Genomic DNA, 25,978 nt, shown 5'->3' on the forward strand with positions numbered 1-25,978 from the left:
GCCAGGCGGTCCGGTTTATTCCCAGCCAGAATGTCCCCGGTATCGACGGGCGCTGCGGACGTCCTGACGGTTACTTCGCTTTCACCTGGATCGGCTTCGGGGCCGGCACCGCCGCCCATTCCTTGTCGGCGCGCGGGCCGTTGAGATCGCCGGTCAGGCCGACGAGCTGGCCAGGCAGCACGTCGAGGGTCTGCTGCCAGGTCTGGGTCTGGCACAGGAATTTGATGAGGCAGCCTTTCAGCTTCAGGCGATCGGCGGATTCGCGCCAGAGCGAGACCGAGTAGAACTTGCCGTCCTCGGCATTGTAGATGTCGCCGGCAAACCGTCCCTCCGGCGTCGCCTGCAGGCCCATGATGAGCTGGTGACCGAGCAGCGTGCGGGCACGCTTGTCCGCATCAGGATTTTCCTTGTCGCGATAGGGCTGGCCGCGCTTGTCGACCGGCTCCTTCATCCAGACGATGAAGCCGCAGATGCGGTCGCGCGCCGGGCCGCAGCGCTCGAGCCGGATACGGGCGCGGCCGTCCTCGACGAGCCATGTGCCGCTGGGATCGGCCGGGGCGGCCGCGCCGGCGCGGCCACCGATGATCATCATCACGACGGTGATCGCCACGCGCAGCACGAAGCGAAGGAGAAGGTTCATCTCAATGCCTTTCGTTGAGGAGGCCGCGTCAGTTGAGTTGCGCCATCAGCGCGTCGGCGCCCTTGTCGAGGCCGGCGGTGGCGGCCGCGAGCGCGCCGACGCTGGCCTTGATGTCGTAGGCGCCGGGATATTGCTTGGTGACGTAGGCCGAGAGCAGGCGTGAGGTCGAAGCGTCGAAGATCTCGACGCCGTAGATGACCGAGCCGGTCAACATGCCCTCGCCGTCGCGTGCCGCCTGCACGCCGTTGTAGACCGCGCCGGCCATGTCGAAGCGGGAGAGCGTGCCGAGCACCGGCGTGTTGGTGACGGCGCCGGTCAGCGTCAGCCTGATCCGCAGCGTGTTCGGCCCGCGCTCGCGCACCAGCGCGAAGCGGCCGCGCAGCCGGTCGGCGAAACAGTTCTGCATGTAGGCGGCGAGCGTCGCCTTGTCCTTGTCGGACATGTCGCCGAACTGGTGATCCCTGCCGCGATAGACCACGACGGGATCGAGGATCACTTTATTATATGAGCGCCAATCGACCGGCGTGGAATAGCGGTAGGGCACGCGGCCGGAGGCGTCCGACTTGTCCGGGGCCATGTAGGCCGAGGACGCCATCTCCGAATAGGGCACGGGCGCGACCGAGGCGCAGCCGGCCGAGGTGACGCAAAGCACCAGCGCTCCCAGACCGCGCAGGGCGATCGAGCAATCCATTCCAGACTCCTCTTGCGGCTTCTTTGGAAGGCCAACCTTTAAAGATGCAATGACGACCGCAGCCGCGCTTGGGACCAGACACGGCTGCGGCGCTCACCATTGCCGGCCCAAGGCATCGTCCGGGGCCTTTTCGGATACCCTGGGCCGTCTCAGTGTTTCCGTTTATAAAACCGACCAGTTGGTTTGTAAAGTATCAAAAGAGAGCCCTGACACATTTGGCCGCAGGCGCGGTTTTGGGCAGCGCTCGGTTGGAATTCGTTAACGATGAATCAGGCGCGCTTGCGCGGGGTTGCCGCCTTGGCCGCCGATGCCGCTCCGGATTTTGCGACACGCTTCGTGGCCGGCTGTTCGAGGCCGGTCCACTGCCCGTCGTCGAGCAGCCGCGCGAACAGCCGCTGGTGCTCGTCCTTGCTGAGCGGCGACATGCCGAACAATGAGCTCAGCAGCAGTCCGAGCGCTCCGGCCCAGCGCAGCATCGCGAGATCGGGGTCTGTGGCTTCTTCCTTGATCGCCGTCATCCGCTTCGTCTCGAGTTCGCGCGGCAGCGCCATCAGGCCAGGATTTTCAACCATGGCCGCAACCAGGGCCAGCGCGGCGGAATTCGGCGAGCTCGCCGCTTCCCTGATCGTGGCAAGCTGGGTTGCCAGATTGGGATTTGCCGAGGTCGCGCTCACCTTCGCCATGTAGCGGGTCGAGAACTCCTCGAAATGCGCCATCTGCCGCTCGAGCAATGCCTTCAGCACCGCCTCCTTGGTGCGGAACTGGTGCATCACCCCGCCCTTGCTGAGGCCGCTCTCGCGCGCGATCGCATCGAGCGTCAGCCGGCCAGGCCCGTCGCGCGCGATGATCGCGATGGCCGCTTCGAGCGCAGCGTTGCGGGACCGTTCGGAGCGCGTGGCATTGTCCATGGCGGACTTGTCTCCGTGACACGCCGATGAATCAAGTGAAAACAGGACGCGCTGTACATTTTTTGTGCGAACCCTGTCGAGACTTTCATCTTGCGGCGCCGAATGAGACTGTGTGAGCCTCGATACCGGATGGGGACTGGGATGGGCCGGCCGTCGCTTTGCGCGCGAGGACGTCGCGAAGCGTTTGCGGCTGGCCGCGCTTGAGAAAGATAAGATATGCCAAAACGCGTGTTGCTCGGTCTCCTCCTCGCTTGCGGCCTCACGGCCCCGGCGCTGGCGCAAGAGCCGAAAACGGGGGGCGTGATCAATGCCGTGATCCAGCCCGAGCCGCCCGGCCTGATGCTGGCTCAGGTCCAGAACGGCCCGACCCAGATGGTCTCGGGCAACATCTTCGAGGGCCTGCTGCGCTACAGCCCGAAGCTCGAGCCGCTGCCGGAGCTTGCCGAAAGCTGGAGCGTCAGCGAGGACGCCAAGATATACACCTTCAAGCTCAAGAAGGGCGTGACCTGGCATGACGGCAAGCCCTTCACCGCCGCCGACGTCCTGTTCTCGATGGAGATGCTGAAGCAGACGCATGCGCGTGCCCGCACCAATCTGGCACAGGTCGACAAGATCGAGACGCCGGACGACTATACGGTGGTCTTCACGCTGAAGCAGCCGTTCGGACCGTTCCTCGGCATCTTCGAGGTCGGCTCGATGCCGATGGTGCCGAAACATCTCTACGAAGGCACCGACTGGAAGACCAACCCCTACAACAACGCGCCCGTCGGCACCGGCCCCTTCATGTTCAAGGAGTGGCAGAAGGGCTCGTTCATCCGCCTGGTCAAGAACCCGAACTACCACGAAAAGGGCAAGCCCTATCTCGACGAGATCTACTGGCAGATCATTCCCGACGCGGCTGCGCGCTCGGTGGCGTATGAGACCGGTAAGGTCGACGTGCTGCCCGGCGGCTCGGTGGAGAATTTCGACGTGCCGCGGCTGTCCAAGCTGAAGGACACCTGCGTCACCGGCGCCGGCTGGGAGTTCTTCTCGCCGCTGTCCTGGCTGTGGCTGAACAACCGCCAGGGTCCGCTCGCCGACAAGCGGGTGCGGCAGGCCGTCATGTACGCGATCGACCGCGATTTCGCCAAGGACGTGATCTGGAACGGACTCGGCAAGGTGGCGACCGGCCCGTCCGCCTCGACCATCAAGTACTATACGGACGACGTGAAGAAATATCCGTACGATCCGGCCAAGGCCAAGGCGCTGCTGAAGGAAGCCGGCTACAAGGGCGAGAAGATCCGCCTGCTGCCGCTCGCCTATGGCGAGACCTGGCAGCGCTGGGGTGAAGCGGTGAAGCAGAACCTCCAGGACGTCGGCATGACCATCGAGACGATCGCCACCGACGTTGCCGGCGGCAACCAGAAGATCGGCGATTGGGACTACGACATCGCCTTCACCTATCTCTACCAGTATGGTGATCCCGCGCTCGGCGTCGGCCGCAATTACATCTCCAGCAACATCGCCAAGGGGCAGGTCTTCAACAACGTCGAGGGCTACTCCAACCCTGAGATCGACAAGCTGTTCGCCGACGGCGCGACCGCGACCCCGGATTCCAAGCGCAAGGAGATCTACGACAAGGCGCAGAAGATCCTGGTCGAGGACGTGCCGGTGGCCTGGATGCTGGAGCTGCAATTCCCGACCATCACGCGCTGCAAGGTCAAGAACCTGATCACCACGGGGATCGGGGTCAATGACGGCTTCAAGGACGCATGGCTCGACAAGTGAGCATCTTACCTCTCCCCGCCTGCGGGGAGAGGTCGAATGTGCGCGAAGCGCATATTCGGGTGAGGGGGTACAGGTCCATCGGCATTCTCACGTGTGGAGAGAGGCCCCTCACCCCAACCCTCTCCCCGCAAGAGCGGGGCGAGGGAGCAGACTGCCCCAGTGGCTCCAGGTCCCGTTACAAGATATGATTCTCTAGATGCTTTCCTTCGTTGCTCAGCGTGTCGTGAAGGGCGTGATCGTCCTGCTCGCGATCGTCGTCCTCAATTTCTTCCTGATCCGGCTCGCGCCCGGCGATCCCGCGATCGTGATGGCGGGCGAGGCCGGCGCCAGCGACCAGGTCTTCGTCAAACAGCTTCGGGAGAAGTTCGGCCTCGACAAGCCGCTGCCCGAGCAGCTCTTCATCTACGTCAAGGGCGTCGCCACCCTCGACCTCGGCTTCTCCTTCCGCCAGCAGGCGCCGGTCGCCAAGCTGATCGGCGAACGGCTGCCGGCGACGCTGCTGCTGACGCTGACCGCCTTCGCGATCTCGCTGACGCTCGGCATCCTGTTCGGCACATTCGCCGCGCGCTTCGCCGGAACCTTTCTCGACACTGGCATCACCATCTTCGCGCTGATCTTCTACGCCATGCCGATCTTCTGGGTGGCGCTGATGGGCATCCTGCTGTTCTCGGTCACCATGGATTGGCTGCCGAGCTTCGGTTACGAGACGGTCGGCGCCAACCTGACCGGCCTTGCCCATGCGGTCGACGTCGCAAAGCACCTGATCATGCCGGCGATGACACTCGGCCTGTTCTTCATGGCGACCTACACGCGCATGACACGCGCCTCGATGCTGGAGGTGAAGCGGCTCGACTTCGTCAAGACGGCGCGCGCGAAGGGCCTCTCCGACGCCGTGATCCAGCGCCGCCACGTGCTGCGCAATGCGCTGCTGCCGGTCGTGACGCTTGCCGGCGTGCATTCCGGCACGCTGATCGGCGGCGCCGTCATCACCGAGACCGTGTTCGCGTGGCCCGGCATCGGGCGGCTGATGTACGACGCGCTGCTGCAGCGGGACTACAATTTGCTGCTCGGCGTCTTCGTGATCTGCTCCGCCATGGTCCTCATCTTCAACCTCATCACCGACCTCGTCTATCGCCTGGTCGATCCGCGCATCGAATACGCCACATGAAACAGTTCTGGAAATCGATGCTGAGGAGCCCCAGCGGCGTCATCGGCCTCATCATCCTTCTCCTCGCGATCTCGGTCGCGGTGTTCGGGCCGATGCTGTTCCCGAACTCGCCCTGGCGCATGGTGCAGCGGCCGTTCCTGCCGCCCTTCACGCTCTCGGCTGTGCCGCTCGGCACCGACGCGCTCGGCCGCGACGTGTTCGCCGGCATGATCTTTGGCGCCCGCGTCTCGCTGCTGGTCGGTCTCGTCTCCACCCTGGTCGCACTGGTCGTGGGCGTGCCGATCGGCGCCATGGCCGGCTATTTCGGCGGCAAGGTCGACGACGCCCTGATGCGCTTCACCGAGTTCTTCCAGACCATTCCGAGCTTCGCGCTCGCCATCGTGCTGGTCGCGATCCTGCAGCCTTCGATCTACTCGATCGTGGCCTCGATCGCGGTGGTGAGCTGGCCACCGGTCGCCCGCCTCGTGCGCGGCGAGGTGCTGTCGCTGCGCACGCGCGAATATGTCCAGGCCGCCGTCGTGACCGGCCAGAGCAACAGCTGGATCATCCTTCGCGAGATCCTGCCGAACGCGCTGTCGCCGGTGATCGTGCTGGCCTCGCTGATGGTGGCGACCGCGATCCTCCTGGAATCCTCGCTGGCGTTCCTCGGCCTCGGCGATCCCAATTTGATCTCCTGGGGCTACATGGTCGGCGCCGGCCGCACCGTGATCCGCCAGGCCTGGTGGATCACGGTATTTCCCGGCGTCGCCATCCTGATCTCCGTGCTCGGGCTGAACCTGATCGGCGAAGGCCTCAACGACGCGCTCAATCCGCGCCTGTCGCGGGAGGGCCGCTGACGATGACCGTCTCGATCAAGAACTTGCGGATCGCGCTGCCCAAGGGCGCCGAGCGTCCCTTCGCCGTCGACGGCGTCTCGCTGGACCTGCGGCCCGGCAAGATCGTCTGCGTCGTCGGCGAATCCGGCTCGGGCAAGTCGATGTGCGCGCATGCGTTGATGGGGCTGCTGCCCGACACGGTCTCCGTCACCTCGGGCGAGATCCAGTTCGAAGGCCGCGATCTGCTCAAGCTCGATGACGACGGCTGGCGCGATCTGCGCGGCCGCCGCCTCGCCATGATCTTCCAGGAGCCGATGACCGCGCTCAATCCATTGATGCGGATCGGCGACCAGATGGCGGAGATGTTCGAGGCGCATGGCCTGCTGACGCCGAAAGAGCGGCGCGCAAGAGCGCTGGCGCTGGCGCGCGAGGTCGGCCTGCCCGACCCCGAGCGCATCGTGCGCGCCTATCCGCACCAGCTCTCCGGCGGCCAGCGCCAGCGCGCCATGATCGCGATGGCGCTCGCGCTCGAGCCGGCCGTGCTGGTCGCGGACGAGCCGACCACCGCACTCGACGTCACCACGCAGGCGCAGATCCTCAAGCTGATCCGCAACCTGCAGCGCAATCGCAACATGGCGGTGATGTTCATCACCCACGATTTCGGCGTGGTCGCCGACATCGCCGACCAGGTCGTGGTGCTCCGCCACGGCAAGGTCGTCGAGGAAGGTCCCGCCGCCACCGTCTTCAGCGCGCCGCAGCACGACTACACCAAGGCGCTGCTCGCCGCCGTGCCGTCGATGGATCCGCCGGCGCGTGAGCCCCTCGACGATGAGGCCAGGGCCGTCGAGGTGATCGGGCTGGACAAGACCTATGTCACCTCGGGCGGCTGGTTTCGCGAGGACCGCCGCGTCGATGCCGCGCGCGCGGTCAACTTCAACATCCTCAAGGGCGAGACGCTCGGCCTCGTCGGCGAATCCGGCTCCGGCAAGTCGTCGGTGGCGCGCCTCGTGATGCGGCTGATCGAGGCCGACCGCGGTACGGTGCGGATCGGGGAGACCGATCTCACCTCACTCTCGGGCAAGGCGCTGCGGGCCGAGCGCCACCGTATCCAGATGATCTTCCAGGATCCGTTCGCCTCCCTCAATCCGCGCCGCAAGATCGGCAACATCATCGCTGACGGCCCGATCGCGGCCGGCACCGATCCGAAGGTGGCGTTCGATCGCGCCCGCGATCTCTTGAAGATGGTGGGCCTCGATGCCGGCGCACTCGAACGCTATCCGCACGAATTCTCCGGCGGCCAGCGCCAGCGCATCGGCATTGCCCGCGCGCTCGCGCTCGAGCCCGAGATCATCGTCGCCGACGAAGCCGTGTCCGCACTCGACGTCTCCGTGCAGGCGCAGGTGTTGAGACTGCTCGAAGATCTCAAGACGCGTCTCGGCCTCTCCATGCTGTTCATCACCCATGACTTACGCGTCGCTGCGCAAATCTGCGACCGCATCGCGGTGATGCAGCGCGGCGCCATCGTCGAGCTGAAGCCGACCGCGCAGCTCTTCGCCGCGCCCGAGCATGCCTATACGCGTGAGCTTCTCGCAGCCGTACCGGGACGGAAGGAACGCGCACCCGCGGCCTGAGGTGACCGGTCGCCGTTCATCGATCTCAGTGATGGTTCCAAAACTTGCGCGCTGCGCGAGACGAAACATATTCGATCCAGCAGCATTTGCTTCGTGAGACGATCCTTGCTGATGGCAGCAAGGGGTAAGTTGACACCAGCAAACGTTCGCTCGCCGGCGAGAGCCCTACAACGAACGTGACGCGGTGGAAGCTTCACAACGCAGCGCGTGAGCCACACCGGGACATTTCGGTTTCCGGGAGCATGGTCACGCGCTTTTTATCCGGTCGTGACCGGCTACGCCGCTTCAAAGCCGAAGACGGCACCTTAGATAAGGATTGAATGATCGACGTCATCTCATGACGGACTCACACACCGATATTCGGAGCCAACATGGGCGAAGTTATTCGATTTGTCTCAAAGTCCGAGCGCGAGCGAGCGCGCCTCATCGCGGAGGCCCGCGCGATCTACGACAGCATCTTCCCGCCGGACGATCCGGCCAACGAGAGCCAGGGCAAGCCGGCGATCGGCCGCGCGTTCATCGGCCGCGACGGAGGTAACCTGTCGTGATCAAGATCATCGCGGTGCTCTGCAGCCTCGCCTCTCCCACCAATTGCCACGAGCAGATCGTCACCACCTCGGACTTCGCGCAGGTCTCGGTGCAGTCCTGCCTGATGGGCGCGCCGCAGCTCGCCGAATGGATGAACCAGCATCCGGCCGAACGCCTGGCGGCGTGGCGCTGCGTGATCGGCCAGCAGGCCGGCCGGGGCATCTAGGGCCGGCGGCCCGCTACCCCCAAGGACTTTCGAGCCGGAAGCAGCTCACGCAAGGCAGTGACGACGATCCATCGCCGGGGTAACCTCTCGTTGCGGCCATTGGCAGCAAGGGGGAAGCCGGATGGAAGTCGCCAGCCTCGTTCTTCCCGTATTCGCGATCATCGTCACCGGCTGGCTCGCCGGTGAGGTGGGCTATCTCCCACGATCGCTGGCCGACGCGCTGGTGCACTTCGCCTACAATGTGGCGATGCCGGCGCTGCTGATCGTCACGATCGCGCAGGAGCCGGCGCGCAATCTGCTGGAATGGCGTTTCCTGCTCGCCTTCGGCGGCGGCTCCCTGATCTGCTTCGCGCTGGTCTTCTTGGCGGTCCGCGCCGGCGGAAGGCATGATCTCGCCAGCAGCACGATCCATGGCATGGCGGCGGCGATGACCAATACTGGCTTCGTGGCGCTGCCGATCCTGCACGCGATCTACGGCCAGCCCGCCGTGCTGCCGGCTGCGGTGGCAACGGTGTTCGTCGCCGCCGTGATGTTTCCGATCACGGTCATCCTGCTGGAAAGGGACGCCCGCGGGTCGTCCGCGCAGTCCGCGGTCCTCGCCAAGCAGATCCTGCTCAATCCGATGGTCCTGTCGACACTCGTCGGCCTCGTCTGGGCGATCACGGGCCTGCCAATTCCGGCGCCGGTCGCGGCCTATCTCAACATGATCGCCGCCGCGCTGACGCCCTGCGCATTGTTTGCCATCGGGCTCGGCCTGTCGGTCGAAGGCCTGCGGTCCAACCTGAAGACATCGTCCGCGCTCGCCGCCGTGAAGCTCGTGATCATGCCGCTGATCGTCTACGGACTTTGTGTGATCACCGGCCTCAACGCGCTCTACACCGTCGCCGCCGTGATATGCGCCGCCGTGCCGACGGCGAAGACGGTGTACGTGCTGGCGCACGAGCACAAGGTCGAGGAGAAGCTGGTCGCGGCCACGGTCTCGGTCACGACAATGCTGTCGGTCGCGACGTTGCTGGTCGCGCTGTACCTTCTCTCCGGTCTCGCGACCGGAACGCGCTAGGGCTTATCTCGTGGTATTGCTCCAGGTCGGAACCGAGTTGGTCACGCCGACCGAGGGCCAGCTATACGTTCCGATCGACGGCGCGGTAACGGTGCCGACCGTCTGGCCGGACGAGCCGTAAGCTGCCCTGGGCTGCGCAATTGGCGCGCCGGCACCGCCATAGGTCGGGCCCACCACGGTTGTGTTGTAATAATGCCTGCTCGAGCGGGCCTTCTTGGCTTCGGCTGCGAAGGGCGCAGCCAGCAGTCCGGCGGTAATGAGTGCGGCAACGGCCAGCTTCATGCTTGTCATGGCTGATCCTCCTCGTTGGGGCGCCCCTTCGATCATCTGATCATGCATCGGACAATTTCCATAGGCCTCTCGTTCATAACTCCGTGCGCAAGCGAAGGTGCCGCAGTCGAGCGCGCCGCCTTCGGATGGACCCGAATCAGCGCTACTGCATTGCCTGAACGACTTCCTGGACGCGAGTGACATGACCGGCCCTGAACTGAAGCAGCTTCGCAGCGACCTGTCCGACGTGATCGAGCGCAAGCTGACGGCAGCCGATATGGCGAGACTCTGCGGATTGCCGGAGAAGGGCGGGGCCGACACCATCCGGCGCTGGGAGGTGAGCGGCCCGTCGCCGTCGGCGACCAAGGTGCTGCGCGTGCTCGCGATGGCGAGCGAGCGCTATCCGATCCTGGAGAAGTTCGACATCTTCGACCGCCACGACGTGCGCGAGGAGGATCGGCCGGCCAGGCGCGCAGCGTTCCGCGCGCAAATGCGCGACGAGGTGCTGCGGCGTCTTGGCTAACGAAAGGCGCGCGCAAGCTTGCCGGCAGCGCAAAATTAAGCCTTCCTTCAGCATTTCTTAAGCCGGCATTAAGCACGAAAATCAATTGCAGCCCAACAAGTTAGGTTGGCTGCCGCTGTGCCACGGTTGTGACAGCATTTTCATCAAAAGCGAGCTATCTGCAAAACCAACGACGGCGCGGAAAGCGCGCCAGCCGGGGATATGAGTGTTGGAGTTCAAGACTATGAAGAAGATTCTGTTTGCGACCGTGGCGCTGCTGGTGGTGGGCGCTGCCGCGCCGGCGATCGGCGCCGATCTCGGTAACCGAAACTACTACAAGACGCCGGCGCCGGCCTACGTCGCACCGATCTACAACTGGACCGGTTTCTACATCGGTGGCCATCTCGGCGGCGCCTTCTCGAGCGACAACAATTTCAACGGCCTCTCCACCGGCAACAACGGCAACGGCCGTTTCCTCGGCGGCGTGCAGGTCGGTGCGGACTGGCAGTTCAACCCGAACTTCGTGGTCGGCGTCGAAGGCCAGTATTCCTGGCTGTCCGGCAGCGTCGGTGCGGTGTTTCCGGGCGGCATCGCCTACACCAACGACCAGCGCGGCCTCGGCTCGATCACCGGCCGCGTCGGCTATACCTGGGGCCCGGGCCTCGTCTACGTGAAGGGCGGCTACGCCTATTCCGACAACAACGAGAAGGTGACCGTCGGCGGCGTGCCGACCGCTTTCGTCATCACCGGCGATCACCGCAACGGCTACACCGTCGGCGCCGGTCTCGAATATATGTTCGCCCCGAACTGGTCGGCCAAGGCCGAGTACCAGTACTACAATTTCGGCGACGCGAGCTTCACCGGCGGTCCGCTGGCGGGTACCGGCAGCTTCACCACCGACGACCACACGGTCAAGGCCGGCCTCAACTACCGCTTCAACTGGGCGAGCCCGGCCGTCGCGCGTTACTGATCGGTTAGCAAGACCTATCTCGACGAAGGGCCGGCGATCTCGCCGGCCCTTCATTTTTCGCTGTGCGGAACCAAGCAAGCAATTGCACCGATTGCGATTTTTTAACCGGCCCTGCCGATACTGCCCGCCACAAAACAGAAGCAAGAGCGTGGGGGAATTTCGATGGCGATCCGTCTGGGCGCTGGCCGTTTGCTTGGTCGATTCAAGCCTCGTTTCAAGAAGCCGCAATGGGGCGTGCGCGGGAGCCTGTTCACGGCCTTCGCGGTGATCGCGGGCATGGGCCTCGTGATCGCAGCCGGCGCTGGCCTCGCGCTGCAGAATCTCGGCGGACGCATGACAGAACTCAGCGGGCGGGACATTCCGCGCCTTGCCGCCAGCCTGCAATTGTCGGCCCTGAGCGCGAGCCTTGCGGCACAGGGACCGGCCCTGCTTGCGGCTCAGAGCGAGGAAGCCCTGAACGAGCGCACCAAGAAGCTCAAGGAGTTGCAGGAGCAGACGCAGCAGAAACTCAACGAGATCATCGAGCTCGGCGGCGACAAGTCCGTCGTCTCCGGACTCAGCGAGACCATGAAGAGCATCAACGAGGCGGCGCAGAGCCTGGCCAAGGCCGCCCGCGAACGGCTGGACGTCGCGGCCCTCCATGACAAGCAATATGACGCGCTGCGCAATGCGCAGGGCGCATTCGTCGGCGCGGCCAGCCCGGCGATGCTCGATGCGCAGACCCGGGTCAACGCCATTCTCGGCTCGGCAAACCTGTCGGCCGAAGACGCCACCGAAGCCGCACAGACCGTCGGCCAGCTCGGCAACGTCGTTGCCAGCGGCAATCTTGCAGCCGCCGACATGAGCGCGGCGCTGTCCGCCAACACGAGCGACAAGCTCGACGACATCCAGAAGGAGTTCAAGACCGCACAAGGACGCCTGCGGTCGAACCTCGATCTGTTGCCGGACAATGAGGGCAACAAGATGCTGCGCGCGACGGCGGAAAAGCTGCTCGCGCTCGGCACCGGCAAGACCGGCGTGTTCAATCTGCGTGAGAAGGAGCTCGACTCCATCGACTACGGCCAGACCATCCTGGACGAGACGCGCAAGCTCAATGTCGGCCTCGGCATCAGCGTGCAGCAGCTCGTCGACGGCGTGCAGAAGGAGACCAACGCCTCGACCTTCCAGGCGCGGCAGGAGATTTCGCTCGCGACCTCGGTCATGCTGGCGCTGGGCGCGCTGATGCTGGTCGGCTCGGCCCTGTTCGTCTGGCTCTATGTCGGCCGCAACATCCTGCGCCGGATCACCGGTCTCCAGCGCGCCATGCAGCAGCTCTCGGCCGGCGACCTCGACACCGAGATCGCGCGCTCGAAGCACAATGACGAGATCGGCGCGATGACCGACACGCTGACCGTGTTCCGCGACAGCATGGTCGAGGCCCGCGCGCTCACCAGCGAGCAGGACAAGGACCGCGCCGCCAAGGCCGAGCGTGCCGCGCGCATGGAAGCCAGGATCGCCGAGTTCGAGGGCACGGTGCGCACCGCGCTCGACAATCTGGCGCAATCGGCCAATTCGATGCAGTCGACCGCGCAGAGCATGTCGACCACCGCCGACCAATCCAACGCGCTGGTGAACGCGGTCGCTTCCGCCGCGGAGGAGACCTCGGTCAACGTGCAGACGGTATCGTCGGGCACCGAGCAGCTCTCGTCCTCGATCGAGGAGATCAGCAAGCAGGTCGTCACCTCGGCCGCGATCGCCAAGAAGGCGGTCGACGAGGCCGGCGCCACCGACACCACGGTGCAGAGCCTCGCCGACAGCGCGAGTCGCATCAGCGTCGTCGTCGACCTGATCCAGACCATCGCTTCGCAGACCAACCTGCTCGCGCTGAACGCCACCATCGAGGCGGCCCGTGCCGGCGAGGCCGGCCGCGGCTTCGCGGTCGTCGCCTCCGAGGTGAAGAGCCTTGCGAGTCAGACCGCCAAGGCGACCGAAGAGATCCGCACCCAGATCGCCAGCATGCAGCAGGTGACGACCTCTGCGGTCGGCGCGATCCAGGGCATCGGCCGGATCATCGGCGAGATCAATGATGTCACCACCACGATCGCAGCCGCGGTGGAGGAACAGGGCGCGGCGACCCGCGAGATCGCCCGCAACATCCAGCACGCGGCGGGCGGCACCAGCGAGGTCTCCAGCAACATCGTCGGCGTCTCCACCGCCTCCGCCGAAGCCGGCGCGGCGGCAAACGACGTGCTGGGCGCCTCCGACGCGCTCCGCCGCGAGGCCGACATGCTGCGCGGAGAGATCGACGCGTTCCTCAACAACATGCGGGCGGCGTAAGGACGCCGGCCCGTAGCCCGGATGGAGCGCAGCGTAATCCGGGGATAGTCCCTCACGAGAGAAAATCCCGGATTACGCTGCGCTCCATCCGGGCTACGGAAAAACTGCCGGTATGACCGCCATGCGGAGACCACGGCCCGTCCTTTTTCGGCTGGCGCCCCGCCCGCGGTGGGTTTAAGCCGGTAGCATGAACGCAAAACCTGACACCGTGCAGTCCTCGGCCGAGGCCCTGCGCTATCCCTGGGACCAGCATCCCGGCCCCGAAGAGGTCGTGGAGATCAGGCCCGGCGTGTTGTGGGCGCGGCTGAAACTGCCGTTCCGCCTCAATCACGTGAACATCTATCTGCTCGCCGACGGCGACGGCTATGCGATGGTCGATGCCGGCTTCGGCAACGAGGAGACGATCGAGGCCTGGACGAAACTGTTCGACGGCCCGCTGAAGGGCGTCAACATCACGCGCCTGATCGTCACCCATTCGCATCCCGATCATGTCGGGCTCGCCGGCTGGATCGTGGAGCGCTTCAACTGCCCGCTGGTGATGTCGCAGGTCGAATATCTGCAATCAGTCTATCACCAGAACCGCGGCACCGAGGAGCGGAAGGAGGCACAGCGGCTGTTCTTCCGCCGCCACGGCATGGACGAGTCGCTCACCGAAAAGCTGCTCGGCCGCGGCCAGGACTATCTCAAGCGCGTCTCGGTGCTGCCGCCATCCTACCGCCGCATCTCGCATGGCGACGAGGTCGTGATCGGCGCGCGCCGCTTCAAGGTGATCACCGGCGGTGGGCACGCGCTCGACCAGGTGATGCTCTATTGCGCCGACGACAAGCTGTTCCTCTCCGCCGACCAGGTGCTGAGCAAGATCTCGCCGAATGTCAGCGTGTGGGCGGTCGAGCCCGACCAGAACTCGCTCGGCGAATACCTCGCATCGCTCGCAAGCCTCACCACCACCCTGCCTTATGACTTGCTGGTGCTGCCCGGCCATGGCGTGCCGTTCTACGGCCTCAAGACCCGCATCAAGCAGCTCGCCGACCACCACGAGGAGCGCTGCCGCCTGATCGCGGACGCCTGCCGTGAGCAGCCGAAGACCTCGCGAGAGCTGGTGCCCGTGGTGTTCAACAAGCACGTGCTGGACGAACACCAGATGGGCTTTGCCGCCGGCGAGCTGGTTGCCCACGTCAACTACATGATCGTCGAGGGCCGGCTGACGGGTGAGACGAAGGACGGCGTGCTGCAGTTCCGGACGACGTGAGCGGTGCCTCACCTCGCCCCGCTTGCGGGGAGAGGGAGTAGATCTCACTTCATATTCGCGATCGCGTGCAGCGCCGCGATGTAGCCGAACGGCCCGAGCCCGCAGATCACGCCCGTTGCCACGAACGAGATCTTCGAGTGGCGATGATATTCGTCGCGGGCGTGGATGTTGGAGATATGCACCTCCAGCACCGGGCCCTCGAACGTCTTGATCGCGTCCATGATCGAGACCGAGGTGAAGGACAGGCCGGCCGGATTGATGACGATGGCATCGGCATCCTGCCGCGCCGACTGGATCAGATCGACCAGCACGCCTTCATGGTTGGACTGATGGAAGGCGAGCTTGAGCCCGAGCTTGGCGGCAGCCTCTTCGCAGCTCGCATTGACCTCCGCGAGCGTCGTCGTGCCGTAGATGTGCGGCTCGCGGATGCCGAGCATGTTGAGGTTGGGACCGTTGAGGATCATCACGCGCTTCATGGAAGGTCCTTTCGAAGGCCTGGTTTGAGCATGCCCTCCGGGCCAATGGCGCATGCGCTGCGGGAATCGGATTGGGTAGAGCCGGCGGCCGCGGTCAAGGAAAGCGTGTGCCGGGCCGCGAAGAAAGACCAGGGCTGGCCAGACCCGCATCCTGGCTGATGCTGCAAAGCAACATTACCTCTCGCGCGAACTTGATCGGGATCAAGTTTCAAATCGCACGATAGGGCATTTTGCCCAAATGCCCTCCAGGGCCAGATGTGGGATAGCGCATAGACATTGGAGCTGGAAAAGCTCTAAGAAGATGCGGCCCTTTTGGTCAGTTCCGTCTTAGGTTTTGCCGATGGATTACAGCCAGTTCTTCAATTCCGCCCTCGATCGCCTCCATTCCGAGCGGCGCTACCGCGTGTTCGCCGATCTCGAGCGCACGGCCGGCCGGTTCCCGCACGCGGTCTGGCATTCTCCGAAGGGCAAGCGCGACGTCGTGATCTGGTGCTCCAACGATTACCTCGGCATGGGCCAGCATCCGAAAGTGGTCGGCGCCATGGTCGAGACCGCAACCCGGGTCGGCACCGGCGCCGGCGGCACCCGCAACATCGCCGGCACGCATCATCCCCTGGTGCAGCTCGAGGCCGAGCTCGCCGATCTCCACGGCAAGGAAGCCGCGCTGCTGTTCACCTCGGGCTATGTCTCGAACCAGACCGGCATCGCGACCATCGCAAAGCTCATTCCGAACTGCCTGATCCTGTCGGACGAGCTCAACCACAATTCGATGATCGAGGGCATCCGCCAGTCCGGCTGCGAGCGGGTCGTATTCCGCCACAACGACCTCGCCGATCTCGAAGCGCAGTTGAAGGCTGCGGGCCCGAACCGGCCGAAGCTGATCGCCTGCGAGAGCCTCTATTCCATGGACGGCGACGTCGCGCCGCTCGCCAAGATCTGCGATCTCGCCGAGAAATACGGCGCGATGACCTATGTCGACGAGGTTCACGCGGTCGGCATGTACGGCCCGCGCGGCGGCGGCATCGCCGAGCGTGACGGCGTCATGCATCGCATCGACATCCTCGAAGGCACGCTGGCCAAGGCCTTCGGCTGCCTCGGCGGCTACATCGCCGCCAACGGCCAGATCATCGACGCCGTGCGCTCCTATGCGCCGGGCTTCATCTTCACCACCGCGCTGCCGCCGGCGATCTGCTCGGCCGCGACCGCCGCGATCAAGCATCTGAAGACCTCGAACTGGGAACGCGAGCGCCACCAGGACCGCGCTGCCCGCGTCAAGGCGATCCTCAGCGCCGCCGGCCTGCCGGTGATGTCGACCGACACCCACATCGTGCCGCTGTTCGTCGGCGATCCCGAGAAGTGCAAGCAGGCCTCCGACCTCCTGCTCGAAGAGCACGGCATCTACATCCAGCCGATCAACTACCCGACCGTGCCCAAGGGCACCGAACGCCTGCGCATCACGCCCTCGCCCTATCACGACGACGGCCTGATCGATCAGCTCGCCGAGGCGCTGTTGCAGGTGTGGGATCGCCTAGGGCTGCCGCTGCGGCAGAAGTCGCTGGCGGCGGAGTAGCCTCTTCTTACCCTCCCCTGGAGGGGGAGGGTCGGCTCACATTGAGCGCAGCGAAATGTGAGACGGGGTGGGGTGACAGTCCCTCCACCTCGAACGCTGCCCGTGTTGAAAGATCACCCCACCCCGCTCGCGCTGCGCGCGATCGACCCTCCCCCTCCAGGGGAGGGTAAGTGCCCGCGCAGAACGCTGGCACCTTAACGACAACCCCAGTTCCTCGCCCCGCACGGCATTTCGCTGTCGCTTGCGCCCCTGCAACGCGCTAGATTTACAGGGAAAATGAGAACCGGGCGCGTTGGCGCCCAGGGAGAAGCGCGCTCGCCATGCTGCACGACTGGGGCGTGATCGCCGCCGCCTTCGGCTATATCGGCTTCCTGTTCCTGGTGGCGAGCCATGGCGACCGCCGCTCGCAGGCCAAGGCCGGCCGCGCGTCCGGGCTGATCTATCCGCTGTCGCTGGCGATCTACTGCACCTCCTGGACCTTCTTCGGCTCGGTCGGCTTCGCCACCCGCACCTCGACCGACTTTCTCGCGATCTATGTCGGCCCGATCCTGATGATCGGCATCGGCACGGGCGTGCTGCGCCGCGTGATCCAGCTTGCGAAAGCCCACAACATCACCTCGATCGCCGACTTCATCGGCGCGCGCTACGGCAAGAGCCAGGCGGTGGCGGCGACCGTGGCGCTGATCGCGATCATCGGCTCGGTGCCCTACATCGCGCTCCAGCTCAAGGCCGTCGCCTCCTCGCTGGAGACGATCCTGAGCGAGGACCAGGCCTTCTCCCATATCCCGATCCTCGGCGACATGGCGCTGATGGTGACGCTGGCGATGGCGGCTTTCGCCGTGCTGTTCGGCACCCGGCAGACCGATGCGACCGAGCACCAGCACGGATTGATGCTGGCGGTGGCGACCGAATCCATCGTCAAGCTGGTCGCCTTCCTCGCCGCCGGCATCTTCGTCACCTTCTGGATGTTCTCGCCGCACGAACTCATCGAGCGCGCGATGAGGACGCCGGAGGCGGTGCGCGCGATCAACTATTCGCCGTCGATCGGCAACTTCCTGACCATGACGCTGCTGTCGCTGTGCGCGGTCATGCTGCTGCCGCGCCAGTTCCACGTCAGCGTGGTGGAGAATTCCAGCGATGCCGAGGTCGGCCGGGCGCGCTGGCTGTTCCCGCTCTACCTCGTCGCCATCAATCTGTTCGTGATCCCGATCGCGCTCGCCGGCCTCGTCACCTTCCCGTTCGGCGCGGCCGACCCTGACATGTACGTGCTGGCGCTGCCGATGGAAGGCGGGGCAGATCTGCTCAGCGTCGCGATCTTCGTGGGCGGCCTGTCGGCGGCGACCGCGATGGTGATCGTCGAATGCGTCGCGCTCTCGATCATGGTCTCGAACGACCTCGTGGTGCCCCTCGTGCTGCAGCGGCGGCCGGAGGGACGCACCGGCGGCGCCGATTTCAGCGACTTCCTGCTGCGCTCGCGCCGGCTCGCGATCTTCGCCATCATGGTGATGGCCTATTTCTACTATCGCGCGCTCGGCAACACCCAGCTCGTCGCGATCGGCCTGCTCTCCTTTGCCGCCATCGCCCAGCTCGCGCCGAGCTTCTTCGGCGGGCTGTTGTGGCGGCGCGCGACCGCACGTGGCGCGATCGGCGGCATGCTGGTGGGCTTTGCGGTGTGGCTCTACACGCTGTTCATACCGAGCTTCATGGATTCCTCGACGACGGGCATCCTGCTGCTCCAGCATGGTCCGTTAGGAATCGAGGCGCTGCGGCCGCAGGCGCTGTTCGGCGCCGACCTGCCGCCGCTGATGCACGGCGTGATCTGGTCGCTGTCGCTCAACATCCTCACCTATGTGCTGCTCTCGCTGGCGCGGCGGCCGTCCTCCATCGAGCTGGTGCAGGCCGATCTGTTCGTGCCCAACACGCTCGCCCCGATCGCTCCGAATTTCCGCCGCTGGCGAACCACCGTCACGGTGCAGGACATCCAGACCACGGTGGCGCAGTATCTCGGGCCCGACCGCGCCCGGCATTCCTTCGAAGCCTTCTCTGCGCGGCGCAATGTGCGACTCGAGCCCGGGGCACCCGCCGATTTCGAGCTGTTGCAGCACGCCGAGCACCTCATTGCCTCGTCGATCGGCGCGGCCTCCTCGCGCCTCGTGATGTCGCTGCTGCTGCGCAAGCGCACCGTCTCCGCTAAAGCCGCGCTAAAACTGCTCGACGATTCCCACGCGGCGCTGCATTTCAACCGCGAGATCCTTCAGACCGCACTCAATCATGTCCGGCAAGGCATCGCGGTGTTCGACGCCGACCTGCAGCTGATCTGCTCCAACCGGCAGTTCGGCGATCTCCTCAATGTTCCTCCGCATTTCATCCAGTTCGGCACGCCCTTGCGGGAAATCCTGGAATTCATGGGCGTGAGCGATCCGGACAATGAGGCCGACCGGGAGGCGATGATCGAGCAGCGGCTCGTGGCCTACACCACCGACAGCGAGCCCTATCTCGAGCGCCTGCCGGAACGCCACATGGTGATCGAGGTGCTCACCAACCGCATGCCCGGCGGCGGCTTCGTCATCACCTTCACGGACGTCACGCCGACCTTCGAGGCGGCGGAAGCGCTGGAGCGCGCCAATGCGACGCTGGAAAAGCGCGTACGCGATCGCACCGAGGAGCTGACCCGGCTGAACTCGGAACTCGCGCTGGCCAAGAGCACGGCGGAAGATGCCAGCATCTCCAAGACGCGCTTCCTCGCCGCCGCGAGCCACGACATTCTGCAGCCGCTGAACGCGGCCCGGCTCTATGTCACCAGCCTGGTCGAGCGCCAGCACAATGGCGAGGAGACGCGGCTGGTCGAGAACATCGACGAGTCGCTCCAGGCCATCGAGGAGATCCTCGGCGCGCTGCTCGACATCTCCCGGCTGGATGCCGGCGCGATGGCGACCTCGATCTCGAGCTTCAAGATGGCCGACCTGATGCGCTCGCTGGAGATCGAGTTCGCGCCGATCGCGCGCGCCAAGGGCCTCGACCTCGCCTTCGTGCCCTGCTCGCTGCCGGTGCAGTCGGATCGGCTGTTGCTGCGGCGCCTGCTCCAGAACCTGATTTCCAACGCGATCAAATACACCCCGCGCGGCCGCGTGCTGGTCGGCTGCCGCCGCCAGGGCGCCTCGCTCAAGATCTGCGTCTACGACACCGGCGTCGGCATCCCGCCGGTCAAGCGCGGCGAGATCTTCAAGGAATTCCACCGCCTGGAGCAAGGCGCTCGAATCGCGCGTGGCCTCGGCCTCGGGCTGTCGATCGTCGAACGGCTGGCGCGCGTGCTCAACCACAGCATCGCCATCGACTCCAATGTCGGCGGCGGCTCGGTCTTCTCGGTGACGGTGCCGACCGCGAAGGCGATCACCCTCACCGCCGCCGTCACCAGCGCCACGCCGCTGGCCCGCACGCCGATCGCAGGCGCGCTGATCGTCTGCATCGAGAACGATGCCGCGATCCTCGACGGCATGCGCACGCTGCTGAAGGCCTGGGACGCCGAGGTGATCGCGGTCGCCGATCCCGAAGCCGCGATCGCCGCGATCGAGGCTGCCGGCAAGCGCGTCACCGGCCTGCTCGTCGACTATCACCTCGACCGCGGCAACGGCATCGCCGCGATCCGCGACATCCGCCGCCGCTTCGGCGACACTATTCCAGCGATCCTGATCACCGCCGACCGCAGCCCCGCCGTGCAACAGGCCGCGCGCGAGGAAAAGATCGCGGTGCTCAACAAGCCGGTGAAGCCGGCCTCGCTCCGCGCCCTGCTCGGCCAGTGGCGCACGCAGCAGATGGTGGCGGCGGAGTAAGACAGTGCTGCGCGCCTTCACGTCTCACGGCGCGAGCCGCGTGAAGACGTAGTCGCGGCTCTTGGCGCGGGCTTCGTGACAGGCGAAGCAGGTGCGGTGCTGGGCTTCGTCGACCGGCTTGCCGTCGATGAAGCGGCCAAAACCCCAGCCGCCGGTCGAGGCGTATTTCTTGGAATCCTTGACCATCACCTGGACCGTGGTCGCGGCGCCGGGAATCGTCGCGGATGCGAATTCCGGTGACTGTTTCCGCTTCCAGGCGCGCTTGACCAGAATCGTGCCGTCCGGGAACGGCAGCTTTCCGGCCTGATAGGCGTCGATGGCCGTCTGGTTGCCGACAACGGCGCGAAGCTCGTCGAGCGGCGCCGCCTCCTCGGCCGGCGCGATCAGCTCCCACTGCTTGTAGCCCTGTGGAATCGTGACGCCGAAGATCGGCGAGGCGTCTGCCGTGTTGCCTCGTGCCGGTCCTTCGGCAAGAGCGATTGAGACCAGATAGGGCATAGAGGTCAGGAGAACGACGAGAAGCAATACAGCCAGCGTGATAGCCGTCGCATAGGTACGCTTTTTCTTTTCAGATTCGATAGATGTCATGACGTTTCTTCAAGCTGGGCTCGCGACACATCCTCGGTCCAGCTGCGCTGGACCGAGAAACTGACAAAATCCTCAGGCGCCGTCGGCGTCGATGACGGCCTTGGCAAAGGCCTGCGGTGCCTCCTGCGGAAGATTGTGACCGATGCCGCCGGTGATCAGGCGAAAGTCGTACCGGCCGGAGAATTTCTTGGCATAGGCGCTCGGATCAGGATGCGGCGCGCCGTTGGCGTCGCCTTCCATCGTGATCGTCGGCACGGCGATGACGGGAGCTGCCGCGAGCTTCTTTTCGAGCTCCTCATACTTCGCCTCGCCCTGGGCAAGCCCAAGCCGCCAGCGGTAATTGTGGATCGTGATCGCGACATGATCCTTGTTGTCCAGCGCCGCCGCGCTGCGATTGAAGGTGGCGTCGTCGAACTTCCATTGCGGCGAGGCCAGCTTCCAGATCAGCTTTGCGAAATCGTGCGTGTACTTCTCGTAGCCGGCGCGGCCGCGCTCGGTCGCGAAATAGAACTGGTACCACCATTGCAGCTCGGCCGATGGCGGCAGCGGGGCGGCGCCGGCGGCCGGGCTGGAGATCAGATAGCCGCTGACCGACACCAGCGCGCGGCAGCGATCCGGCCACAGTGCGGCGATGATGTCGGCGGTGCGCGCGCCCCAGTCGAAGCCGGCAACGACTGCCTTCTTGATCTCGAGCTTGTCCATCAGCGCGATGATGTCGGCGGCCATCGCGGCCGGCTCGCCATTGCGCGGCGTTTCGCTGGAGAGGAACTGCGTCGTGCCGTAGCCGCGCAAATACGGGATGATCACGCGATAGCCGGCCTTCGCCAGGATCGGCGCGACATCGACGAAGGCGTGGATGTCGTAGGGCCAGCCGTGCAGCAGGATCGCCACCGGACCGTTCGATGGACCTGCCTCGGCATAGCCGACATTGAGGACACCGGCCTCGATCTGCTTGATCGGGCCGAAGGACGCATTCGATGCGGCGACGCGCGGCGCTTCCGTTTCGGCGCGGGCAAGGTCGAGAACGCCGAGACCGACGGCGACGCTTCCCGCGGCGACGCCAAGAAACTTGCGGCGGTGCTGGTCGATGAGCTGCTTCATGATGTTGCTACCTCGTTGATGATTGGTGATGGTGCGTCAGATCAGTGCGACCGCGACGTCGATGTTGCCGCGGACGGCCTTGGAGTAAGGGCAGGTCTCGTGCGCCTCATCGACGATGTCGCGCGCAACCTCGCGATCGAGGCCCGGCAAGCTGACATTGAGGCGCGCCCGCAGGGCGTAAGTGCCCTCATCGAGAAGAAGATCGATTTCCGCATCGATCGCGCTTTTTCTCGGAAGCGCGATTTTTCGCTTGCGCGCGGCGATCTCCATCGCGCCTTCGAAGCATGCCGACCAGCCGGCCGCGAACAATTGCTCGGGATTGGTGCCGATGCCGGCGTTGCCCGGCGGTGACAATTTGACATCCAGGCGGCCATCGGAGCTGCGGGACATGCCGTCCTGCCGCCCGCCGCTGGTGCGGGTCCTGGCCGTGTAGAGCAGCTTTGCCGCTTGCGTCATGAAAGTCTCCTTGCCGTCGCGCAACTGACTATCAGCCGCCTCGGCAGGACACCCGTTGGGACTTGTGAGAAGTTGTGAGGCCGGCAGGGAACCCGATCAGGAGGCCTGCAAACGCGGTCTTATGCCGATGCAAGGCCGGTCTTGCGGGATCGGCGCCCGCTGGTTATCCGGTTCACCAAATGAGCAAGATTTCGCGATGACTGATCCGGCCGCGCCCGCGGCAACAACACTGTCGTTCGGGCCATTCACCGTGAGGCCACATGAAAGGCTCGTGATGCGCGACGGCGTCGCGCTGCCGATGGGCGCCAAGAGCTTCGATACGCTGATCGCACTGATGTCGCGGCCGAACGAGGCCATCAGCAAGTGGGACCTGATGGCGCGGGTCTGGCCCGGCATGGCCGTCGAGGAGGCGAACTTACGCTTTCACATCGCGGCGCTTCGCAAGGCCCTCGGCGACGGCAAGGACGGCGCCCGCTACATCACCACGCTCTCGGGCCGCGGCTATCGCTTCGTGGCGCCGATCTCGCAGACGCCGATCTCGCAAACGGAGATTGCGGCGAAGCCACGCCCCGCACCGCGGATGGAGCTGCCGCCGGTGAAGCTGCCGAACCGGCTGCAACGCATGGTCGGACGCGACGACGCCGTCGCCGCCATCTCGGACAAGCTCATCACCGCTCGCTTCGTCACGATCGCCGGCCCGGGCGGCGTCGGCAAGACGGCGGTTGCCGTGGCGATCGCTCACGACCTGCTAGAAAATTTCTCCGACGCCGCACACTTCGTCGATCTTGCTGCTCTGAGCGATCCCGATCTCGTGATCACGTCGATCCTGCTGATGCTGGGCCTGCCGGCCGAGACGGATGATCCCCTGCCCGCGCTGCTCGCGCATCTGCGCGACAAACGGATGCTGCTGATCCTGGACAATTGCGAGCACGTCATTGCCACGGCGGCGCCACTCGCGGCGGAGATCTTCCACGCCGCGCCGCATGTCCATATCCTCGCAACCAGCCGTGAAGCCCTGCGTGTCGAGGGCGAGCAGGTCTATCGATTGGCGCCGCTCGCCGTTCCGCCGGACAGTGCCGGACTGACTGCGGCGGCCGCGCAGACCTATCCGGCGCTTCAGCTTTTCCTCGAACGGGCCACCGCCGGCGGCGCGCAGATCGCGCTCGACGACGGCAATGCCGCGATCGTCGCCGGCATCTGCCGCAAGCTCGACGGCATGGCCCTGGCGATCGAGCTCGCTGCAGGACGGGTCGAGGCCTACGGCCTGGAGCAGACGGCGGCGCTCCTCGACGAGCGCCTCAATCTGCTCTGGCAGGGTCAGCGCACCGCGCCGCCACGGCAGAAGACCTTGCAGGCGACGCTGGACTGGAGCTACGGGCTGCTGTCCGACACCGAGCGCCTCGTACTGCGCAGGCTCGCGGTCTTCGCCGGCCATTTCACCCTCGACGCCGCGCTCGAGGTCGTGCCGGACGCGCATGTCGACCGCGCCCGGCTGTTCGATGCCATCGACAGCCTCGTCGCCAAGTCGATGGTCGCACCGCGACCGATCGGCGCCATGATGCGTTACCGTCTGCTCGACACGACGCGCGCCTATCTGTTCGAGGTCGAGCCTGATGACGCGGCACTCTCGGCGCGCCACGCGATCTACTACCGGCGTTGGCTGGAGCAGGCCGGCACGACATGGGCGACGGTGCCGAGCGCCGACGAACGGGCCATCCATTTCTCCGCGCTTCACAATGTGCGCGCCGCTCTGAGCTGGTGTTTTGGCGCGAATGGCGATGCGAACATCGGTATAGCGCTGGCTGCCGCTGCAGCTCCGATCTTCCTCGCGATGTCACTGCTGATCGAATGCCGGCGCTGGTCGGAACGGGCGCTGCTGGCGATCGATCCGACCTCGCGTGGCAGCGCCGAGGAAATGCACATCCAGGCCGCCCTCGGCCTGACCTTGATGTTCACGCGCGGCGGCAGCGAGGCGGCGCTGGCCGCGCTGCGCAGAAGCCTTGCGATCGCACAGGCGCGTGGCGACGCGCCGAACCAGCTTCAGCTGCTCGGCCGGATGCACATTTTCCACGAGCGGATGGGACAGTTCGACGCCGCGCTTGGTTATGCGCGGCAGAGCCTCACCGTCGCCGAGACGCTGGGCGATGCCGCATCCATCGCCCTCGCCCATTCACTCCTCGGTGTCTCCTTGCATCTGGCCGGCGAGCACCGCGATGCGCTGAAGATGCTGCAGGCTGCCTGGCAGGGGCCGGGCACGGAGCGGATCAGCACGGTCCACGGCTTCGATCACCGCAACCGCGCCGGCATCTCGCTGGCTCGGGAGCTGTGGTTGCAGGGCCGGCCCGCGGATGCGCGGATGTTGGCGCGGCAGACGGTCACCGAGGCCGCGCAGATGGACCATCCGATCACGCTTTGCATCGCGCTGATCTGGGCGGTCTCGATCGATCTCTGGAGCGGAGAGCTCGACGATGCCGACGAGAACATCGACCGCTTCATCGCGCATGCCGAGGCGCGCTCGATGGGGCCTTATCTCGCGGTCGGCCGCGGCGTCAAAGGCGAGCTGGCGATCCGGCGCGGCGACGCCGCCAGCGGCGTCGAGACGATAAACGCCTGCCTGCGCGAGCTCCACGATGCCGGTTACGAGCTGCTCACCACGACGTTCAACATCGCGCTGGTGCAAGGCTTGTTGGCACTCGGTCAGGCCGAGCAAAGCGCGCTGCTGATCGACGACGCGATCCGGCTCGTCGAGCAAAGCGGCGATCATCTCTACATGCCCGAGCTGCTGCGGATGAAGGCCAAGGTCTTGCTGTCGCTCCCGGCGCCTAAGGCTGAGCAAGCAGAAGCCCACTTCATGCAGTCATTGGATTTGAGCCGCCGCAAGAGCGCAAGAGCCTGGGAACTGCGGGCAGCAATCGATCTCGCCGAATTCCTCGCGGCGCGCGACCGGCGCGAGGAAGCGACGCGATTGCTTCAAGCGGCTCTTGAGGGCTTTGCGGAAGGTTCCGATGCGGCGGATATCAGGACCGCCAATGGGCTACTCCCGACATTGTCACCAATTGCGCCGCATCAAGCTCCGTCATCCTGAGGTGCGAGGCATGGGACGCAACGCGTCCCATGAGGAGCCTCGAAGGATGGACGGCCAAGATGGCAGCCGGGCCGTTCATCCTTCGAGGCCTCCGCTGCGCTCCGGCGCCTCAGGATGACGGGTCTGTTGAC

General features: G+C 65.4%; 22 protein-coding genes. 14 read left to right on the forward strand and 8 right to left on the reverse strand.

Translation table 11 applies throughout. The features are described 5' to 3' along the window. Window positions 1–70 precede the first annotated feature (70 nt). From IQ16_RS25195 to IQ16_RS25205, 3 genes are all read right to left on the reverse strand, one after another. Complete coding sequence (locus IQ16_RS25195; RefSeq protein WP_018643409.1) at window positions 71–640, reverse strand: DUF2147 domain-containing protein; 570 nt, start codon at window positions 638–640, stop codon at window positions 71–73. 28 nt (window positions 641–668) lie between these two features. After that, window positions 669–1,331 (reverse strand): DUF3313 domain-containing protein, encoded by a 663-nt coding sequence (locus IQ16_RS25200; protein ID WP_018643410.1) that lies wholly within the window; start codon window positions 1,329–1,331, stop codon window positions 669–671. Window positions 1,332–1,600: 269 nt separating this feature from the next. Further along, window positions 1,601–2,239, reverse strand: a complete 639-nt coding sequence (locus IQ16_RS25205) for a TetR/AcrR family transcriptional regulator (RefSeq protein ID WP_018643411.1) — start codon at window positions 2,237–2,239, stop codon at window positions 1,601–1,603. A 216-nt stretch (window positions 2,240–2,455) separates the two neighbouring features. On the opposite strand from IQ16_RS25205, the gene IQ16_RS25210 reads away from it, so the two are divergent. The 7 genes from IQ16_RS25210 (at window position 2,456) to IQ16_RS25235 (ending at window position 9,434) form a co-directional block, all read left to right on the forward strand. Next, complete coding sequence (locus tag IQ16_RS25210) at window positions 2,456–4,006, forward strand: ABC transporter substrate-binding protein (RefSeq protein WP_018643412.1); 1,551 nt, start codon at window positions 2,456–2,458, stop codon at window positions 4,004–4,006. 196 nt (window positions 4,007–4,202) lie between these two features. Next, the gene (locus tag IQ16_RS25215; protein WP_018643413.1) at window positions 4,203–5,174 is read left to right on the forward strand and encodes an ABC transporter permease; all 972 of its coding nucleotides are present in this window, start codon (window positions 4,203–4,205) and stop codon (window positions 5,172–5,174) included. Continuing rightward, on the forward strand, window positions 5,171–6,010 hold the full coding sequence (locus tag IQ16_RS25220; protein ID WP_018643414.1) for an ABC transporter permease: 840 nt from the start codon (window positions 5,171–5,173) through the stop codon (window positions 6,008–6,010). Before IQ16_RS25215 ends, IQ16_RS25220 begins: the two co-directional genes overlap by 4 nt. 2 nt (window positions 6,011–6,012) lie before the next feature. Beyond that, window positions 6,013–7,620, forward strand: a complete 1,608-nt coding sequence (locus IQ16_RS25225) for an ABC transporter ATP-binding protein (RefSeq protein ID WP_035666558.1) — start codon at window positions 6,013–6,015, stop codon at window positions 7,618–7,620. A gap of 371 nt (window positions 7,621–7,991) precedes the next feature. Next, complete coding sequence (locus IQ16_RS45815; RefSeq protein ID WP_018643416.1) at window positions 7,992–8,168, forward strand: hypothetical protein; 177 nt, start codon at window positions 7,992–7,994, stop codon at window positions 8,166–8,168. Continuing rightward, window positions 8,165–8,374: a hypothetical protein gene (locus IQ16_RS25230; RefSeq protein WP_018643417.1), complete on the forward strand. Its 210-nt coding sequence runs from the start codon at window positions 8,165–8,167 to the stop codon at window positions 8,372–8,374. The genes IQ16_RS45815 and IQ16_RS25230 overlap by 4 nt, the downstream gene beginning before the upstream one ends. A gap of 121 nt (window positions 8,375–8,495) precedes the next feature. Further along, complete coding sequence (locus IQ16_RS25235; protein ID WP_018643418.1) at window positions 8,496–9,434, forward strand: AEC family transporter; 939 nt, start codon at window positions 8,496–8,498, stop codon at window positions 9,432–9,434. 3 nt (window positions 9,435–9,437) lie between these two features. Here the strand turns inward: IQ16_RS25235 and IQ16_RS25240 are convergent, their stop codons facing one another. Beyond that, window positions 9,438–9,725, reverse strand: coding sequence for a hypothetical protein (locus IQ16_RS25240; protein WP_026312056.1), 288 nt, complete (start codon window positions 9,723–9,725; stop codon window positions 9,438–9,440). A gap of 181 nt (window positions 9,726–9,906) precedes the next feature. Here IQ16_RS25240 and IQ16_RS25245 point away from each other — a divergent pair, with 181 nt between their 5' ends. From IQ16_RS25245 to IQ16_RS25260, 4 genes are all read left to right on the forward strand, one after another. Further along, entirely contained in the window at window positions 9,907–10,227 is a 321-nt protein-coding gene (locus IQ16_RS25245) for a helix-turn-helix domain-containing protein (RefSeq protein ID WP_018643420.1), read from the forward strand. A 223-nt stretch (window positions 10,228–10,450) separates the two neighbouring features. Next, on the forward strand, window positions 10,451–11,176 hold the full coding sequence (locus IQ16_RS25250; protein WP_026312057.1) for an outer membrane protein: 726 nt from the start codon (window positions 10,451–10,453) through the stop codon (window positions 11,174–11,176). A 162-nt stretch (window positions 11,177–11,338) separates the two neighbouring features. Continuing rightward, window positions 11,339–13,492, forward strand: a complete 2,154-nt coding sequence (locus IQ16_RS25255) for a methyl-accepting chemotaxis protein (protein WP_018643422.1) — start codon at window positions 11,339–11,341, stop codon at window positions 13,490–13,492. A gap of 187 nt (window positions 13,493–13,679) precedes the next feature. After that, window positions 13,680–14,741, forward strand: coding sequence for an MBL fold metallo-hydrolase (locus tag IQ16_RS25260; RefSeq protein ID WP_018643423.1), 1,062 nt, complete (start codon window positions 13,680–13,682; stop codon window positions 14,739–14,741). Window positions 14,742–14,785: 44 nt separating this feature from the next. Here the strand turns inward: IQ16_RS25260 and aroQ are convergent, their stop codons facing one another. Then, window positions 14,786–15,217 carry a type II 3-dehydroquinate dehydratase gene (aroQ, locus tag IQ16_RS25265; protein ID WP_011084019.1) on the reverse strand — a complete coding sequence of 144 codons (432 nt, stop codon included), beginning with the start codon at window positions 15,215–15,217 and terminating at the stop codon, window positions 14,786–14,788. Window positions 15,218–15,557: 340 nt separating this feature from the next. Here aroQ and hemA point away from each other — a divergent pair, with 340 nt between their 5' ends. Together hemA and IQ16_RS25280 are read left to right on the forward strand one after the other, a co-directional pair. Continuing rightward, entirely contained in the window at window positions 15,558–16,787 is a 1,230-nt protein-coding gene (hemA, locus tag IQ16_RS25270; RefSeq protein WP_018643424.1) for a 5-aminolevulinate synthase, read from the forward strand. Between the two features lie 320 nt (window positions 16,788–17,107). After that, window positions 17,108–20,617, forward strand: coding sequence for a PAS domain-containing hybrid sensor histidine kinase/response regulator (locus IQ16_RS25280; protein WP_018643425.1), 3,510 nt, complete (start codon window positions 17,108–17,110; stop codon window positions 20,615–20,617). 24 nt (window positions 20,618–20,641) lie between these two features. On the opposite strand, the gene IQ16_RS25285 is transcribed toward IQ16_RS25280, so the two are convergent. The 3 genes from IQ16_RS25285 to IQ16_RS25295 all read right to left on the reverse strand — a co-directional run bounded on the left by IQ16_RS25285 (window position 20,642) and on the right by IQ16_RS25295 (window position 22,762). Continuing rightward, the gene (locus IQ16_RS25285) at window positions 20,642–21,205 is read right to left on the reverse strand and encodes a cytochrome P460 family protein (protein WP_018643426.1); all 564 of its coding nucleotides are present in this window, start codon (window positions 21,203–21,205) and stop codon (window positions 20,642–20,644) included. A 72-nt stretch (window positions 21,206–21,277) separates the two neighbouring features. Then, on the reverse strand, window positions 21,278–22,306 hold the full coding sequence (locus IQ16_RS25290; RefSeq protein ID WP_018643427.1) for an alpha/beta fold hydrolase: 1,029 nt from the start codon (window positions 22,304–22,306) through the stop codon (window positions 21,278–21,280). A 36-nt stretch (window positions 22,307–22,342) separates the two neighbouring features. After that, window positions 22,343–22,762, reverse strand: coding sequence for an organic hydroperoxide resistance protein (locus tag IQ16_RS25295; RefSeq protein WP_026312058.1), 420 nt, complete (start codon window positions 22,760–22,762; stop codon window positions 22,343–22,345). A gap of 196 nt (window positions 22,763–22,958) precedes the next feature. Here IQ16_RS25295 and IQ16_RS25300 point away from each other — a divergent pair, with 196 nt between their 5' ends. Next, window positions 22,959–25,847 (forward strand): ATP-binding protein, encoded by a 2,889-nt coding sequence (locus tag IQ16_RS25300; RefSeq protein ID WP_018643429.1) that lies wholly within the window; start codon window positions 22,959–22,961, stop codon window positions 25,845–25,847. The last annotated feature ends 131 nt before the right edge of the window (window positions 25,848–25,978 follow it).

The organism is Bradyrhizobium huanghuaihaiense, from assembly GCF_007830635.1.
GTDB lineage: Bacteria > Pseudomonadota > Alphaproteobacteria > Rhizobiales > Xanthobacteraceae > Bradyrhizobium > Bradyrhizobium huanghuaihaiense.